The sequence below is a fragment of the Streptomyces sp. NBC_00341 genome (assembly GCF_041435055.1).
GTDB lineage: Bacteria > Actinomycetota > Actinomycetes > Streptomycetales > Streptomycetaceae > Streptomyces.
In genome coordinates this window covers 3,292,488-3,307,457 of sequence record NZ_CP108002.1, presented here as the reverse complement: position 1 = coordinate 3,307,457, position 14,970 = coordinate 3,292,488, and the positions used below count along the sequence as shown (strand labels likewise).

The window sequence follows — 14,970 nt, the reverse complement described above, 5'->3', positions numbered from 1 at the left end:
GTCAACTCCTGTTGTCGTAGCCCGGCAGCCCGGCTGCCCTGGCGAGTTCGAGGTCGAGTGCCTCGCGCCGGATGCGCTGGTCCACGTAGAGCAGCGCCGTGACTCCTGCGGAGAGCGGGTAGGTGATCGTCGCGACGACCACGTCACCGATTCCGGAGACGATCAGGAACGACCAGCCGAAACTGTTGGCGCCATCGGTGAGGAAGGCGCTGACCCCGCCACCGTCCACCACCATCGCGATGATGCCGAACGGAATTCCGATCACCACGGCCACGATGAGAGTCAGCAGCCATGTGAGTACAAGGATGCCGAAGGTCCGCCACCAGGCGCCCCGGACCAGTTTGGCGGAGCGTCGCATCGAGGCGGTGATCGATTGCCGTTCCAGCATCAGCGCGGGGGAGGCGAGGGAGAAGCGGACCATCAGCCAGGCCAGCACGACACATGCGGCGAGAAGGCCGAGGAAGGCGAGCCCGAGACCTGCCGTGTCACCGAGCAGGAAGCCGGGGAGGAGCCCGACGGCCATGATGGCCACGGCCATGACAGCGAGCAGCAGTGTCAGGCCCAGCAGCGGGAGCAGCCGGGGCCGGGCCTCGGTCCACGCGTCGGAGAGGGTGACGGGGCGGCCGAGCACCGAGCGACTGATCACCACGGTCAGCACCGCTGTGGTGAAGAGGGTGGCGAGCATCGTGATCAGCAGGTACGGGCCAAGATCCAGCAGGCTGGCCCGGAGCGAGTCGGCTGTCTGGCGCAGGGCCTCCGAGCCCGTGGCGTCCGCGTCGAACGACGGGGGATCGGGCAGCAGATAACGCTGTACGAGGATGATCGCGGTCTGCGCGATCACGGAGACGGCGAGCGTGAGGCCGAGGACCGTGCGCCAGTGGGCGCGCATGGTGGATACGGCCCCGTCCAGGATCTCGCCGACACCCAGTGGCCGGAGCGGGATGACGCCGGGCCGGGCCGCGTGCGGCCTGCCCCAGCCGGGGCCCTGGGGCCTGCCGCCCCAGCCAGGAGCGGGAGGCGGTGCGCCGGGGCCGGTGCCGGGACTGCTCGGTGGGGACCACTGCCCTGCGGGCGGCTGTGTGGAAGACCAGTTCCCCGCAGGTCCGCTGCTGTCGACAGGTTCGGAGGGCCGGGGGATCCCCGTCTCCTGGCCGTCGGAGGGGGCAGATCCGGGCGGGGCCCAGCCCGGAGTGTCGTTCATTCGCGCTCCTTAACGGTCCTGCCCGCTCATCGGGGCGGCAGGTTGGCAGCCATCGTGCCACGCGTCGCACCGGTCCGGTCCTGGTGCTCCATCTCCTTCGTACCTTCATTTCCGGGCGCCTCACCGGGCAGACTGGGCGGATGGCTGATCAGGACGCGCAACCGCCGGTGGGCATCGCCCCCTCGGCCCTCTCCGTACTTCGCTGGGACGAGCCCCCGGAAGGTCCTGCGGTGGTGCTCCTCGACCAGACGCGGCTGCCCGCGGAGGAAGCCGAGCTGGTCTGCGCCGATGTGCCCGCACTGGTCGAGGCGATCCGGGCCCTGGCGGTACGGGGAGCGCCGCTGCTGGGCATCGCGGGGGCCTACGGCGTGGCCCTCGCCGCGGTACGGGGTCAGGACGTGGCGGCTGCCGCAGGACTGCTGGAGCAGGCGCGGCCCACCGCGGTGAACCTCGGCTACGGGGTGCGGCGGACCGCCGCGGTGTACCGGGCGGCGGTCGAGAAGGGGGCAGGCCCGGAGCAGGCGGCGGCGCAGGCGCTGGCGGAGGCCAGGGCCCTGCACCGGGAGGACGCCGAGGCCAGCGGCCGTATGGCGCGGTTCGGGCTCGCCCTCCTGGACGAGCTGCTGCCCGACGGCGGTCATCAGCTGCTGACCCACTGCAATACCGGGGCGCTCGTCTCAGGAGGGGAGGGCACCGCCTTCGCGGTGGCGCTCGGCGCGCACCGGGCCGGCCGGCTGAGGCGGCTGTGGGTCGACGAGACCCGTCCGCTGCTCCAGGGTGCGAGGCTGACCGCGTACGAGGCGGCTCGCAACGGCATGGCGTACAGCGTGCTCACGGACAACGCCGCAGGATCGCTGTTCGCGGCGGGGGAGGTGGACGCCGTGCTCATCGGGGCGGACCGCATCGCCGCGGACGGATCGGTGGCCAACAAGGTGGGGAGCTATCCGCTGGCGGTGCTCGCGCAGTATCACCACGTACCGTTCATCGTGGTGGCCCCGACCACGACCGTGGATCTGGACACCGCGGACGGGGCGTCGATCATCGTCGAGCAGCGTCCCGGGCGAGAGGTGACGGAGGTCACATTCTCTCGGTCCGGGCCGGGCGGCCGGGAAACGAGCGGTGTGGTTGTCGCACCGCGGGGATCCCCGGCGTACAACCCCGCCTTCGACATCACACCGCCGGAGCTGGTCACGGCGATTGTCACGGAGGAGGGCGTAATCTCCCCGGTCACAGGGGTCGGGCTGGCAGAGCTGTGTGCCAGGTCATCGCAGATAACGATTAGCTAATGGGATGATGTCGATTATGAAGGGACGCGTCCTTGTCGTCGATGACGACACCGCACTGGCCGAGATGCTCGGCATTGTGCTGCGTGGTGAGGGATTCGAGCCGTCGTTCGTAGCGGACGGCGACAAGGCACTTGCTGCATTTCGTGAGGCGAAGCCGGACCTGGTTCTCCTGGATCTCATGCTGCCCGGTAGGGACGGCATCGAGGTCTGCAGGCTGATCAGGGCCGAGTCAGGTGTGCCGATCGTCATGCTCACTGCCAAGAGCGACACGGTTGACGTGGTGGTGGGCCTGGAGTCCGGGGCCGACGACTACATCGTCAAACCGTTCAAACCTAAGGAGTTGGTTGCCCGGATCAGGGCACGTTTGCGGAGGTCAGAGGAGCCGGCACCGGAGCAGCTCACCATTGGTGATCTGGTCATAGACGTGGCCGGGCACTCGGTGAAGCGGGACGGGCAGTCCATCGCCCTGACCCCGCTGGAGTTCGATCTGCTGGTCGCGCTCGCCCGTAAGCCGTGGCAGGTCTTCACCCGTGAGGTACTGCTCGAGCAGGTGTGGGGATATCGCCATGCCGCCGATACCCGGCTGGTGAACGTGCACGTTCAGCGTCTGCGTTCCAAGGTCGAGAAGGACCCGGAGCGGCCGGAGATCGTGGTGACCGTCCGAGGTGTCGGTTACAAGGCCGGACCGAGCTGACATGTCCCTGGGTAGCGCTGCTCCGAAGCCCGGGGAGCCGGGAGCCCGTGCGGAGCGGGCTGCCGGTTCAGGGCACACGCCGTCTCACGTCGGGCTCTTCCTGCAGGGCGGCCGGTTGTTCCAGAACCGGGCGCCCGGCGGGCCGGTGCCCCGACTGCTGATGCGCTGGGTGCGGCGTCCGCTGCTGCCGGCCGTGCGGCTGTGGCGGCGCAACCTTCAGCTACGGGTCGTCGCGGGCACGCTGCTCATGTCGCTCGGTGTGGTGCTGCTGCTGGGCCTGGTCGTGATCGGGCAGGTGCGCAACGGCCTGCTGGACGCGAAGGGCAAGGCGGCCCAGACCCAGGCCGCGGGCGGATTCGCGGCCGCCCAGGAGAAGGCGAACGCACCGCTCACCCCCACTCCCGGGCAGGGCGGCGACGCCGCGGACGGCACGACGGCCAACAACTCCTGGCGGACCGAGCTGGTCGATCAGCTCGCCAGTGGCGGGAAGAACGCCTTCAACGTCGTGGCGCTCAGCGCCGACGAGGGCTCCCGCGCGCCCCGCGGCTCGGGCGGCGTCGAGGCCGCGAGCATCCCGCAGAGTCTCCGTGAGTCCGTGAACAAGGGCCCCGGAGCATTCCAGACGTACTCTCTGATCCGTTACGCGAACGGGCAGGAATCGCAGCCCGGTCTCGTCGTCGGCAAGCGGCTGTACGACATCGACCGCAACCCCTACCAGCTCTACTACCTCTTCCCGCTGACGCAGGAGGAGAAGTCGCTGACCCTGGTCAAGGGCACGCTGGCCACCGCAGGTCTCTTCGTGGTCGTGCTGCTCGGAGCCATCGCCTGGTTCGTGGTGCGCCAGGTCGTCACCCCCGTACGCATGGCGGCCGGGATCGCTGAACGGCTCTCGGCCGGCCGGCTCCAGGAGCGGATGAAGGTCACCGGCGAGGACGACATCGCCCGGCTCGGTGAGGCCTTCAACAAGATGGCGCAGAACCTTCAGCTGAAGATCCAGCAGCTGGAGGAGCTCTCGCGGATGCAGCGCCGGTTCGTCTCTGACGTGTCGCACGAGCTGCGCACGCCCCTGACGACGGTACGGATGGCCGCCGATGTCATCCATGAGGCACGCGTCGACTTCGACCCCGTCACGGCTCGCTCCGCGGAGCTGCTCGGTGATCAGCTCGACCGTTTCGAGTCGCTGCTCTCCGATCTGCTGGAGATCAGCCGGTTCGACGCGGGAGCCGCGGCACTGGAGGCCGAGCCGATAGACCTGCGGCAGGTCGTGCGGCGGGTGATCGGCGGCGCCGAGCCGCTGGCCGAACGCAAGGGCACCCGGATCCGGGTGGTCGGTGACGAGCAGCCGGTGATAGCGGAGGCCGACGCGCGACGCGTCGAGCGGGTCCTGCGCAATCTGGTCGTCAACGCCGTCGAGCACGGTGAGGGCCGCGATGTCGTGGTGCGGATGGGGGTGGCCGGCGGAGCGGTCGCCGTGGCCGTCCGGGACTACGGGGTGGGCCTTAAGCCCGGCGAGGCGACCCGGGTCTTCAACCGTTTCTGGCGGGCCGACCCGGCCCGCGCACGGACGACCGGCGGCACCGGGCTGGGGCTGTCGATCGCCGTCGAGGACGCCCGGCTGCACGGCGGCTGGCTGCAGGCCTGGGGCGAACCCGGCGGCGGCTCGCAGTTCAGGCTGACACTGCCGCGCACGGCGGACGAGCCGCTGCGTGGTTCACCGATACCGCTGGAGCCCGAGGACTCACGGCGCAACCGGGAGAGCCGGGAGCGGGCCGCCGCGGCGCCCGTGCAGGCCACGGGCAGCGAGCACCGGCTGATGGCGGTCCCCTCCCAGACGCCGGGCACCGACCGCTCACCGCTGCCGGTCCCCGCCCGCGCTCCCGCGACCGCCCGGACCACACCGGCCTCGGTGCACCCGGCCGCGCTGCCGGGCAACGGCGCACGGGTGGTGCCGCGACCCGCCGGGGAGCGGACCGGCGCCAACGACTCCCCGGGACAGGATCCCGGGCGGGAGGACACGACTCGTGGGCACTGACCGTCAGCAGGGCGGCCGCGGACGTGCGGCGGAGCTGACCGTACTGCTGGGATGCGGCGCGCTGCTGCTCACCGCATGCGGCTCGATGCCCGTCACCGGGGACGTCAAGGCTGTGGACGCCTCGCAGCCCGGCGACTCCCAGGTGCAGGTGTACGCGGTCGCACCGCGTGAGGGGGCCACTCCGAACGAGGTGGTCGACGGATTCCTGGAGTCGATGACCAGCGACGACTCCGATTTCCAGACGACGCGCAAATACCTCACGCCGGAGGCGTCGAAGTCCTGGAAGCCGAGTGCCCTCACCACCGTGCTGGCCAAGGCGCCGAACCGGAGCGACCGCCCGGTCCACGAGAGCGACCGCTCCACCACCGAGGTCAGCTACACCCTGTCCGGCGAGAAGGTGGCGACGGTCGACGAGCAGAACGCTTACCAGCCGCTGGCCCCGGCGGACTACACCGGCGCTGTCCACCTGGTGCGGCGGAACGGGCCGGACGGCAAGGAGTGGCGCATCGACACGGTGCCGGACGGTCTGGTGCTCGGGCAGTCGGACTTCAAGCGGCTCTACCGTTCCGTCAACAAGTTCTACTTCGCCACCGGGCTGTCCGAGGCGGAGTCCACGCTCGTCGCCGACCCCGTCTACATCCGAAACCGGACGGACCCCACCACCGGGATGGACACCGTCACGCAGGCGGTCCGCAGCCTCCTGGGGGGCCCGACCGACTGGCTGCGGCCGGTGGTCAGATCGCGCTTCCCCGCCGGGACGAAGCTGCGGAAGGATGTCATCTCGCTGACGCCCGACGACCGCAACGTGCTGAAGGTCCCGCTCAACAAGAAGGCGGACGGGGCCGGCCAGCGCTCCTGCCGGATGATGGCGTCGCAGGTGCTCTTCACCCTCCGGGACCTGACCTCGGCCCGGGTCGAGCAGGTGGAGCTCCAGCGCTCGGACGGTTCGCCGTTGTGCGTGCTCGGCTCCGACCAGGCGGAGGAGTACGCCCCCGACGGTTCCTCCGGCGGGCCCGACAGCCAGTACTTCGTCGATGCCAAGGGGCATGTGCAGCGCATTCCGGGGAGCACCCGGGGCAGCGGGGAACCGGAACCGGTGCCCGGACCGTTCGGTGCGGGTCCGGCGCGGGTGAGCGAGGTCGGCGTGGCCCGGGACGAGCAGCTGGCGGCGGCGCTCTCGCAGCATCGCGACGCGCTCTACGTGGCTTCCATCACCGAGGACGGCCAGCTTCCCGCCCCGGCGGTGACGAGCGGGGCCAGTAGTGCCGACCGCCGGCTGACGGCGCCCAGCTGGGACGGCAGGGGCGACCTCTGGGTCGCCGACCAGGACCCGGACAATCCCCGGCTGCTGCGGCTGGCCGGTGGTGCGGGCAAGCCGCAGGAGGTCACGGTGCCCAGTCTGAACGGCAGCCGGATCACGGGGCTGCGGCTGTCCTCGGACGGAGTGCGCATCGCGCTGCTACTGACGAGCGACGGCCATACGACGCTCAAGATCGGCCGGATCGAGCGCCACGGACCGCAGGACAAGCCGAAGGTCTCCGTGGTGGACCTGCGGCAGGCGGCCCCACAGCTGGCGGATGTCACCGCGATGTCGTGGTCGGGCGGCAGCCGCCTCGTGGTGGTCGGCAAGGAGCAGGGCGGCGTGCAGCAGGTCCGCTATGTGCAGGCGGACGGCTCGACACCGTCCTCCGGCGTCCTGCCCGGGGTGAACCAGGTGCGGGCGATCGCCGCGGCGGACGACGAGCAGCTGCCGCTGATGGCGGACACCCAGGGCGACGGAATAGTGAAGCTGCTGCCCGGGGACAACTGGCAGACGGTCCTCAAGGAGGGCTCGGCGCTGGTCTACCCGGGCTGACGCCGACACCGCGTGCGAGTCCCTCCGCACCGGGCGCGTCCGCCGGTCCCGGAAGGTTTTCCACAGGGGTGGTCCGGCGGCCCCGGCGGGGGCACAGTGGAGTCATGCGCGGGTGGTGGCGGGAGATCACCGGACTGGTCCTGCCAGTGGCCTGTGGGGGCTGCGGCAGACCGCGGACCGAGCTGTGCGAGGAGTGCGCCTGCCAGCTCCACGGCGCACCGCCGCGCCGGGTGCGGCCCGATCCCGAGCCGCCCGGTCTGCCCGCGGTGCACGCGGCCGCCTGCTACGAGAACGCGGTACGTGCGCTGCTCCTGGCACACAAGGAGCGGGGCGTGCTCGGCCTGGCAGGGGCGCTCGGCAAGGCGCTGGCGGGTGCCGTGAGGGCCGGGGCGGGCCCGCCGCCCGTTCCCGGACCGCTGCTGCTCGTACCCGTGCCGTCGTCGCGCCGGGCCGTGGCGGCGCGCGGACACGATCCGATGCGCCGGATCGCGCTGGCGGCCGCGGTGGAACTGCGGCGCACGGGCACCCCGGCCGGGGTGGCGGCGGTGCTGCGGCAGCGGCGTCAGGTCGCCGACCAGTCGGGGCTCGGCGCCGGGGACCGCCGGGCGAATCTGGCGGGGGCGCTGCGGGTGGTGGCCGGAGGCGGACAGCTGCTGGGCACCGGGCAGGTGGTGCTGGTCGACGACCTGCTCACGACGGGTGCCTCGCTGGCCGAGGCGGCACGCGCGATCGACCGGGCGGCAGGACCGGAACGCGCGGGTTCCGGAGAGCACCGGGCGGCCGTTGTCGCAGTATCTCCGTCCGCCTTCGAAATAAACCGGAACTGGAACTGAACTTGCATCGTTGCAGGTAGTGAGTGGGTAAAAGGACCTGAACGGAGGTACGTGCGAGTAGCGGGTGCCGACAGGCGGCCGAGCAGGCTATGTTCGGTTGTGAGGAATGGTGAATGCCAGACCTCGGCGAATGCTCTACCAGGTTTCGGGCAGGTGACCCACCAGCAGTTCAGAACCCGGAAATTCGGTGGGGTGCAGACCTCGCCGCCGGGGGAGGAGGAGGTGGAACCCACCGAGTCCGCGGCTCCGGTTACCACCGGGGCCTGGTGCAAAAGGGAGATGCTCCGCCACCGAGCGGAGCGATCCGGGAACGGAGTTCTGCGTGGACATCGTCGTCAAGGGCCGCAAGACCGAGGTGCCCGAGCGGTTCCGCAAGCACGTGGCCGAGAAGCTGAAGCTGGACAAGATCCAGAAGTTCGACGGCAAGGTGATCAGCCTCGACGTGGAGGTGTCCAAGGAGCCGAATCCCCGTCAGGCCGACCGTTCCGACCGGGTGGAGATCACGCTCCGCTCGCGTGGACCGGTCATCAGGGCGGAAGCGGCCGCAGGCGACCCGTACGCAGCGCTGGACCTGGCCACCGGCAAGCTGGAGGCCAGGCTGCGCAAGCAGCACGACAAGCGCTACAGCCGTCGCGGCTCGGGCCGCACCCCGGCCGCCGAGGTCGGCGAAGTAGTACCGGAAGCGGCTTCGTTCAACGGCGACGGCGAGCTGATCGCCGACGAAGTCGCGAAGCCCGTGCCCACCACCAGGATCGGCTCGCTCGAGGTACAGGGCGAAGGGCCGCTGGTGATGCGCGAGAAGACGCACGTCGCGGCACCCATGTCGCTGGACCAGGCGCTCTACGAGATGGAGCTGGTCGGACACGACTTCTACCTGTTCGTCGATTCCGACACGAAGGAACCGAGTGTCGTCTACCGGCGGCACGCGTACGACTACGGCGTCATCCACCTGAGGACCGACCCGCTGGCCGCCGATGAGGCGGGCGGCGCGGGTGGGGCGCTCGGCGGCTGACAGCGCCACTCCGTGGTGCCCCTGGAGCGCCTTGTGCGCCCCCAGGGGCACCCTCGTGCCACCACCGGATCACCGCTCTGACGTCCAGGCATGAAATCATGGCGACCCAAGCCAATCGGTGCTGTGTGAACTGCCGTTGGCGGACAGTTTGAACTTCAGGCCGTGGCCTTCAGGGGGAGGAACGATGGCGGACACCTTCGGGCCCGTGCGCGATGCGAATGATGCCGACGCTGCTTCCGGTGCCCGCACCGGAACGGACGATGACGGCGGTTCAGGCAAGGAACCGATCCGGGTCCTCGTGGTCGACGACCACGCCCTCTTCCGCAGAGGGCTGGAGATCGTCCTCGCGCAGGAGGAGGACATCCAGGTCGTCGGTGAGGCCGGGGACGGGGCGGAAGCCGTCGACAAGGCGGCCGATCTGCTGCCCGACATCGTGCTGATGGATGTACGGATGCCCAAACGCGGCGGCATCGAGGCCTGCACCGCCATCAAGGAGGTGGCCCCCAGCGCGAAGATCATCATGCTGACGATCAGCGACGAGGAGGCCGACCTCTACGACGCCATCAAGGCGGGCGCCACCGGCTACCTCCTCAAGGAGATCTCCACGGACGAGGTCGCCACGGCGATCCGAGCGGTGGCGGACGGGCAGTCCCAGATCAGCCCGTCCATGGCGTCGAAACTGCTCACCGAGTTCAAGTCGATGATTCAGCGGACCGACGAACGCCGGCTGGTACCGGCGCCCCGGCTCACCGAACGTGAGCTCGAAGTCCTCAAACTGGTCGCCACGGGCATGAACAATCGCGATATCGCGAAGGAACTCTTCATTTCCGAGAACACCGTGAAGAACCACGTCCGCAACATTCTGGAGAAGCTCCAGCTGCACTCCCGGATGGAAGCCGTGGTCTACGCCATGCGGGAGAAAATCCTTGAGATCAGGTGACCGGGCCGGGTAAAGACCTGGGAATGCCTGGAGCTATGCCAGAAGGCGGGCGATTTCCCGGGTGAGCGGTCCGCGCAGCTCCGGTGCGTCGACCCGTTCCAGGCGGACGTCCGTGCAGTCGACCCAGGAGGCCGCCTCGACCAGCGCCTCCGCCATCGGCACCACGGCCTTCGGTCCCGCCAGGGACACCTGCCGGGCGACCAGTGTCGTGCCCTCACGCGCAGGGTCGACCCGGCCCTGGAGCCTGCCGCCCGCCAGCAGGGGCATCGCGAAGTAGCCGTGGACCCGCTTGGGCTTGGGGACGTAGGCCTCCAGCCGGTGGGTGAAGGCGAAGATCCGCTCGGTGCGCGCCCGCTCCCAGACCAGCGAGTCGAACGGCGACAGCAGCGTCGTACGGTGCCGGCCGCGCGGCTCGGAGGCCAGCGCCGCCGGATCGGCCCAGGCCGGCTTCGTCCAGCCCCGCACCGCCACCGGCACCAGGCCGGAGTCCGCGACCACCGCGTCGAACTGCTCGGCCTTGAGCCGGTGGTAGTCCGCGATGTCCGCGCGGGTGCCCACGCCCAGCGACTGCCCGGCGAGTGCCACCAGCCGGCGCACGCACTCCGCGTCGTCCAGATCGTCGTGGAGCACGGAGGCGGGCAGGGCGCGCTCCGCGAGGTCGTAGACCCGCTTCCAGCCGCGCCGCTCCGTGCACACCACCTCGCCGTACATCAGGGCCCGCTCGACGGCGACCTTCGAGGCGGACCAGTCCCACCACTCCCCGCCGTTGTTCGCACCGCCCAGCTCCGTGGCCGTCAGCGGTCCCTCGGTGCGCAGCTGCTTGATGACCGTGTCGTAGGCGCCGTCCGGCAGGTCGTGGTGCCACTGCGGGCGGGCGCGGTAGGCGCGGCGGCGGAAGGCGAAATGCGGCCACTCCTCGACCGGCAGGACGCATGCCGCGTGCGACCAGTACTCGAAGGCGCGCCCGCCCGACCAGTACGCCTCCTCGACCGGGCGGCGGCCGACCGCGCCGAGGCGCGCGTACGGGATCAGCTCGTGCGATCGCGCGAGCACCGAGATCGTGTCGAGCTGGACGGCGCCGAGATGCCGCAGCACGCCCGGCACCCCGGCCCGGCGGTCCGGAGCGCCCAGGAAGCCCTGGGCGCGCAGGGCGATCCTGCGGGCCTGATCGGCGGAGAGTTCGACTGCGGGAGGCTGCACAGGCGTCATGCCTCGAACCCTAGAGGGCGGCACTGACACTCCCGGTCCGGCCCTCGCGCACTCCCGGTTCGGCCCTCGGGGTACTCACGGGCGGACGGGGGCGCTCGCCGGAAGGTAGGCGCAGGTCCCGGACAGCCCGAGGTCGGACGGGAGCAGCGCGCCGGTCCACGTATCGCGGCGCACCCCCTTGTTGAGCAGCCCGGAGCGCTGGTCGCCCTCCATGACGAAACCGGCCCGCAGCGCCACGGCCCGTGAGGGGACGTTGCCGGTCTCGGCCCGCCACTCCAGCCGGTCGCCGCCGAGCGAGGTGAAGGTCCAGTGGGCGGCGCGGCGGACCGCTTCCGTCATGTAGCCGCGGCCGCGGTGCTCCCCCGCGGTCCAGAAGCCCACCTCGTAGGTGCCCGGCTGGTTGCCGCGGTTGATGCCGAGCGCCCCGGTCAGCGCCCCGCCGTCACGCAGGACGACGGCGAAGTTGTACATGGAGTCGTCCTGCCAGCCGACGGGCGAGAACCGGCCGGTGAAGAGATCCGCGTCGGCGCGGCTGTACGGCGAGGGGACGACCGTCCAGCGCTGGATGTCGGGGTCCTGACAGGCGGCGTACACCTCGGCCGCGTCGCCCGGGGCGAAGGGGCGCAGCAGCAGACGGTCGGTGGTGAGGGTGATCGGTTCCATGTACGGATTCTGCTGACCGGCCGGGGCCGGGGGCGAGCACTTTTCGCCCTTCCCGGCACCTTCGGCGCCCTTCGTCCGTTGATCCGGGAGGGCACTGCGAGCTCAAGGCGGTGGCAGCCCTCCCGGCGCGGCGGGGTCCTCGCTTACGATGGCCGTTGCGGTGGGGCCCACCTGCCGTGCCCGCGCCAGAGTCCATAACACGACCCAGTGCCAGGCCCGACCGGCAAGGAGACCAGCCTCAGTGTCCGTCTTCAACAAGCTCATGCGTGCAGGCGAAGGCAAGATCCTGCGCAAACTGCACCGCATCGCGGACCAGGTCAGCTCCATCGAAGAGGACTTCGTCAACCTCTCCGACGCCGAGCTGCGGGCGCTCACCGACGAGTACAAGGAACGGTACGCGGACGGCGAGAGCCTGGACGACCTGCTTCCCGAAGCATTCGCGACCGTCCGTGAGGCCGCCAAGCGAGTCCTCGGACAGCGCCATTACGACGTTCAGATGATGGGCGGCGCAGCCCTGCACCTCGGCTATGTGGCCGAGATGAAGACCGGTGAGGGCAAGACCCTGGTCGGCACGCTGCCCGCGTATCTCAACGCGCTCTCCGGCAAGGGCGTGCACCTGATCACGGTCAACGACTACCTCGCCGAGCGTGACTCGGAGATGATGGGCCGGGTCCACAAGTTCCTCGGACTGAGCGTCGGCTGCATCATCGCCAACATGACTCCGGCCCAGCGCCGCGAGCAGTACGGCAACGACATCACGTACGGCACGAACAACGAGTTCGGCTTCGACTACCTCCGCGACAACATGGCGTGGTCGCAGGACGAGCTCGTCCAGCGCGGTCACAACTTCGCGATCGTCGACGAGGTCGACTCGATCCTGGTCGACGAGGCCCGTACGCCGCTGATCATCTCCGGCCCCGCCGACCAGGCCACCAAGTGGTACGGCGACTTCGCCAAGCTGGTCACCCGGCTGGCCAAGGGTGAGGCGGGCAACCCGCTCAAGGGCATCGAGGAGACCGGCGACTACGAGGTCGACGAGAAGAAGCGGACCGTCGCGATCCACGAGCCCGGTGTCGCGAAGGTGGAGGACTGGCTCGGCATCGAGAACCTCTACGAGTCGGTGAACACCCCCCTCGTCGGGTACCTCAACAACGCGATCAAGGCCAAGGAACTCTTCAAGAAGGACAAGGACTACGTCGTCATCGACGGCGAAGTCATGATCGTCGACGAGCACACCGGCCGTATCCTCGCCGGCCGCCGCTACAACGAGGGCATGCACCAGGCGATCGAGGCGAAGGAAGGGGTGGACATCAAGGACGAGAACCAGACCCTTGCCACGATCACCCTGCAGAACTTCTTCCGCCTCTACGGCAAGCTCTCCGGAATGACCGGTACGGCGATGACCGAGGCCGCCGAGTTCCACCAGATCTACAAGCTCGGCGTGGTGCCGATCCCGACCAACCGGCCGATGGTCCGGGCCGACCAGTCGGACCTGATCTACCGCACCGAGGTCGCGAAGTTCGCCGCCGTCGTCGACGACATCGCGGAGAAGCACGAGAAGGGCCAGCCGATCCTGGTCGGCACCACCTCGGTCGAGAAGTCCGAGTACCTCTCGCAGCAGCTCTCCAAGCGCGGTGTGCAGCACGAGGTCCTCAACGCCAAGCAGCACGACCGGGAGGCGCCGATCATCGCGCAGGCCGGCCGCAAGGGTGCCGTCACGGTCGCGACGAACATGGCGGGCCGCGGTACGGACATCAAGCTCGGCGGCAACCCCGACGACCTGGCGGAGGCGGATCTGCGTCAGCGCGGACTCGACCCGGTCGAGCACGTCGAGGAGTGGGCGGCCGCGCTGCCGGCGGCGCTGGAGAAGGCCGAGCAGGCGGTGAAGGCCGAGCACGACGAGGTCACGGACCTCGGCGGGCTCTACGTCCTGGGCACCGAGCGGCACGAGTCGCGCCGTATCGACAACCAGCTGCGCGGTCGTTCCGGCCGTCAGGGCGACCCGGGCGAGTCCCGCTTCTACCTGTCGCTGGGCGATGACCTGATGCGCCTGTTCAAGGCGCAGATGGTGGAGCGCGTGATGTCGATGGCCAATGTGCCGGACGACGTCCCGATCGAGAACAAGATGGTGACGCGGGCGATCGCGTCGGCCCAGTCGCAGGTCGAGCAGCAGAACTTCGAGACGCGTAAGAACGTCCTGAAGTACGACGAGGTGCTCAACCGGCAGCGTGAGGTCATCTACGGCGAGCGGCGCCGGGTGCTTGAGGGCGAGGACCTCCAGGACCAGATCCGTCACTTCATGGACGACACGATCGACGACTACATCCGCCAGGAGACGGCGGAGGGGTTCGCCGAGGAGTGGGACCTGGACCGGCTGTGGGGCGCGTTCAAGCAGCTCTACCCGGTGAAGGTCACGGTCGTCGAGCTGGAGGAGGCCGCCGGGGATCTCGCCGGGGTCACCGCCGAGTTCATCGCGGAGTCCGTCAAGGACGACATCCACGAGCAGTACGACGAGCGTGAGAAGACGCTCGGCTCCGACATCATGCGCGAGCTGGAGCGGCGCGTGGTGCTGTCCGTGCTGGACCGCAAGTGGCGTGAGCACCTCTACGAGATGGACTATCTCCAGGAGGGCATCGGCCTGCGGGCCATGGCGCAGAAGGACCCGCTGGTCGAGTACCAGCGCGAGGGCTTCGACATGTTCAACGCCATGATGGAGGGCATCAAGGAGGAGTCCGTCGGCTACCTGTTCAACCTGGAGGTCCAGGTCGAGCAGCAGGTCGAGGAGGTGCCGGTGCAGGACTCGGCGGCGACCTCGCTGACCAAGGAGGACGCCGTTCCGGCGGCGCGTCCGGAGATCCGGGCGAAGGGGCTCGACGCTCCGCAGCGTCCCGACCGGCTGCACTTCTCCGCTCCCACGGTGGACGGTGAGGGCGGTGTCGTCGAGGGCGACTTCTCCAACGTCGACGGTGACGCGGTTGGTGCGGGGGCCGGGGGCGAGTCCGACGGGCTCACTCGGGCTGAGCGGCGCAAGGCGCAAAAGAGTGGTGGGGGTGGGCGGCGCCGCAAGAAGTAGCGCACGCTGATCGCTGGAATCTGGAGTCTGGATGACGGCCGGGGCCGGGCACCGTTTGGGTGTCCGGCCCCGGCCGTTCTGTGTGGCGGTGGGGTGGACGTGGTGGGGTGCGGTGGGGCGGACGTGGTGGGTGCGGTGGGTGTGCCTGCGGCGGGCCTTGTCCCCTCCCCGC

Annotated in this window: 11 protein-coding genes; 8 read left to right on the top strand and 3 right to left on the bottom strand. The window is 69.9% G+C overall.

Features of this window, described 5'->3' with window-relative positions:
- Position 1: 1 nt before the first annotated feature.
- On the bottom strand, positions 2–1,201 hold the full coding sequence (locus OG892_RS14770; RefSeq protein ID WP_371629390.1) for a glycerophosphoryl diester phosphodiesterase membrane domain-containing protein: 1,200 nt from the start codon (positions 1,199–1,201) through the stop codon (positions 2–4).
- A gap of 140 nt (positions 1,202–1,341) precedes the next feature.
- On the opposite strand from OG892_RS14770, the gene mtnA reads away from it, so the two are divergent.
- From mtnA to OG892_RS14735, 7 genes are all read left to right on the top strand, one after another.
- The gene (gene mtnA / locus OG892_RS14765) at positions 1,342–2,487 is read left to right on the top strand and encodes an S-methyl-5-thioribose-1-phosphate isomerase (protein WP_371629389.1); all 1,146 of its coding nucleotides are present in this window, start codon (positions 1,342–1,344) and stop codon (positions 2,485–2,487) included.
- A 4-nt stretch (positions 2,488–2,491) separates the two neighbouring features.
- A complete protein-coding gene (gene mtrA / locus OG892_RS14760) occupies positions 2,492–3,181 on the top strand; it encodes a two-component system response regulator MtrA (protein ID WP_187740742.1) in 690 nt (229 codons plus the stop codon).
- A gap of 1 nt (position 3,182) precedes the next feature.
- Positions 3,183–5,213: an MtrAB system histidine kinase MtrB gene (mtrB, locus tag OG892_RS14755; RefSeq protein WP_371629388.1), complete on the top strand. Its 2,031-nt coding sequence runs from the start codon at positions 3,183–3,185 to the stop codon at positions 5,211–5,213.
- An 85-nt stretch (positions 5,214–5,298) separates the two neighbouring features.
- A complete protein-coding gene (locus OG892_RS14750; RefSeq protein WP_242436855.1) occupies positions 5,299–7,068 on the top strand; it encodes an LpqB family beta-propeller domain-containing protein in 1,770 nt (589 codons plus the stop codon).
- A 104-nt stretch (positions 7,069–7,172) separates the two neighbouring features.
- Positions 7,173–7,901 (top strand): ComF family protein, encoded by a 729-nt coding sequence (locus OG892_RS14745; protein WP_371629387.1) that lies wholly within the window; start codon positions 7,173–7,175, stop codon positions 7,899–7,901.
- 322 nt (positions 7,902–8,223) lie between these two features.
- A complete protein-coding gene (gene hpf / locus OG892_RS14740; RefSeq protein WP_073738140.1) occupies positions 8,224–8,913 on the top strand; it encodes a ribosome hibernation-promoting factor, HPF/YfiA family in 690 nt (229 codons plus the stop codon).
- A gap of 184 nt (positions 8,914–9,097) precedes the next feature.
- Positions 9,098–9,853: a response regulator transcription factor gene (locus OG892_RS14735; protein WP_073738141.1), complete on the top strand. Its 756-nt coding sequence runs from the start codon at positions 9,098–9,100 to the stop codon at positions 9,851–9,853.
- Positions 9,854–9,886: 33 nt separating this feature from the next.
- Here the strand turns inward: OG892_RS14735 and OG892_RS14730 are convergent, their stop codons facing one another.
- Positions 9,887–11,062, bottom strand: coding sequence for a DNA glycosylase AlkZ-like family protein (locus OG892_RS14730; RefSeq protein WP_327337158.1), 1,176 nt, complete (start codon positions 11,060–11,062; stop codon positions 9,887–9,889).
- Between the two features lie 75 nt (positions 11,063–11,137).
- On the bottom strand, positions 11,138–11,725 hold the full coding sequence (locus OG892_RS14725) for a GNAT family N-acetyltransferase (RefSeq protein ID WP_371629386.1): 588 nt from the start codon (positions 11,723–11,725) through the stop codon (positions 11,138–11,140).
- A gap of 241 nt (positions 11,726–11,966) precedes the next feature.
- On the opposite strand from OG892_RS14725, the gene secA reads away from it, so the two are divergent.
- Positions 11,967–14,798, top strand: coding sequence for a preprotein translocase subunit SecA (gene secA / locus OG892_RS14720; protein WP_073738144.1), 2,832 nt, complete (start codon positions 11,967–11,969; stop codon positions 14,796–14,798).
- Positions 14,799–14,970: the final 172 nt, after the last annotated feature.

What these genes read in the sequence shown, in the direction of transcription:
- mtrA (WP_187740742.1), top strand. Translation starts at nt 2,492, where the DNA reads ATGATGTCGATTATGAAGGGACGCGTCCTTGTCGTCGATGACGACACC.
- OG892_RS14735 (WP_073738141.1), top strand. Translation starts at nt 9,098, where the DNA reads ATGGCGGACACCTTCGGGCCCGTGCGCGATGCGAATGATGCCGACGCT.
- OG892_RS14750 (WP_242436855.1), top strand. Translation starts at nt 5,299, where the DNA reads ATGCCCGTCACCGGGGACGTCAAGGCTGTGGACGCCTCGCAGCCCGGC.
- OG892_RS14730 (WP_327337158.1), bottom strand. Translation starts at nt 11,062, where the DNA reads ATGACGCCTGTGCAGCCTCCCGCAGTCGAACTCTCCGCCGATCAGGCC.
- OG892_RS14725 (WP_371629386.1), bottom strand. Translation starts at nt 11,725, where the DNA reads ATGGAACCGATCACCCTCACCACCGACCGTCTGCTGCTGCGCCCCTTC.
- mtnA (WP_371629389.1), top strand. Translation starts at nt 1,342, where the DNA reads ATGGCTGATCAGGACGCGCAACCGCCGGTGGGCATCGCCCCCTCGGCC.
- OG892_RS14770 (WP_371629390.1), bottom strand. Translation starts at nt 1,201, where the DNA reads ATGAACGACACTCCGGGCTGGGCCCCGCCCGGATCTGCCCCCTCCGAC.
- OG892_RS14745 (WP_371629387.1), top strand. Translation starts at nt 7,173, where the DNA reads ATGCGCGGGTGGTGGCGGGAGATCACCGGACTGGTCCTGCCAGTGGCC.
- mtrB (WP_371629388.1), top strand. Translation starts at nt 3,183, where the DNA reads ATGTCCCTGGGTAGCGCTGCTCCGAAGCCCGGGGAGCCGGGAGCCCGT.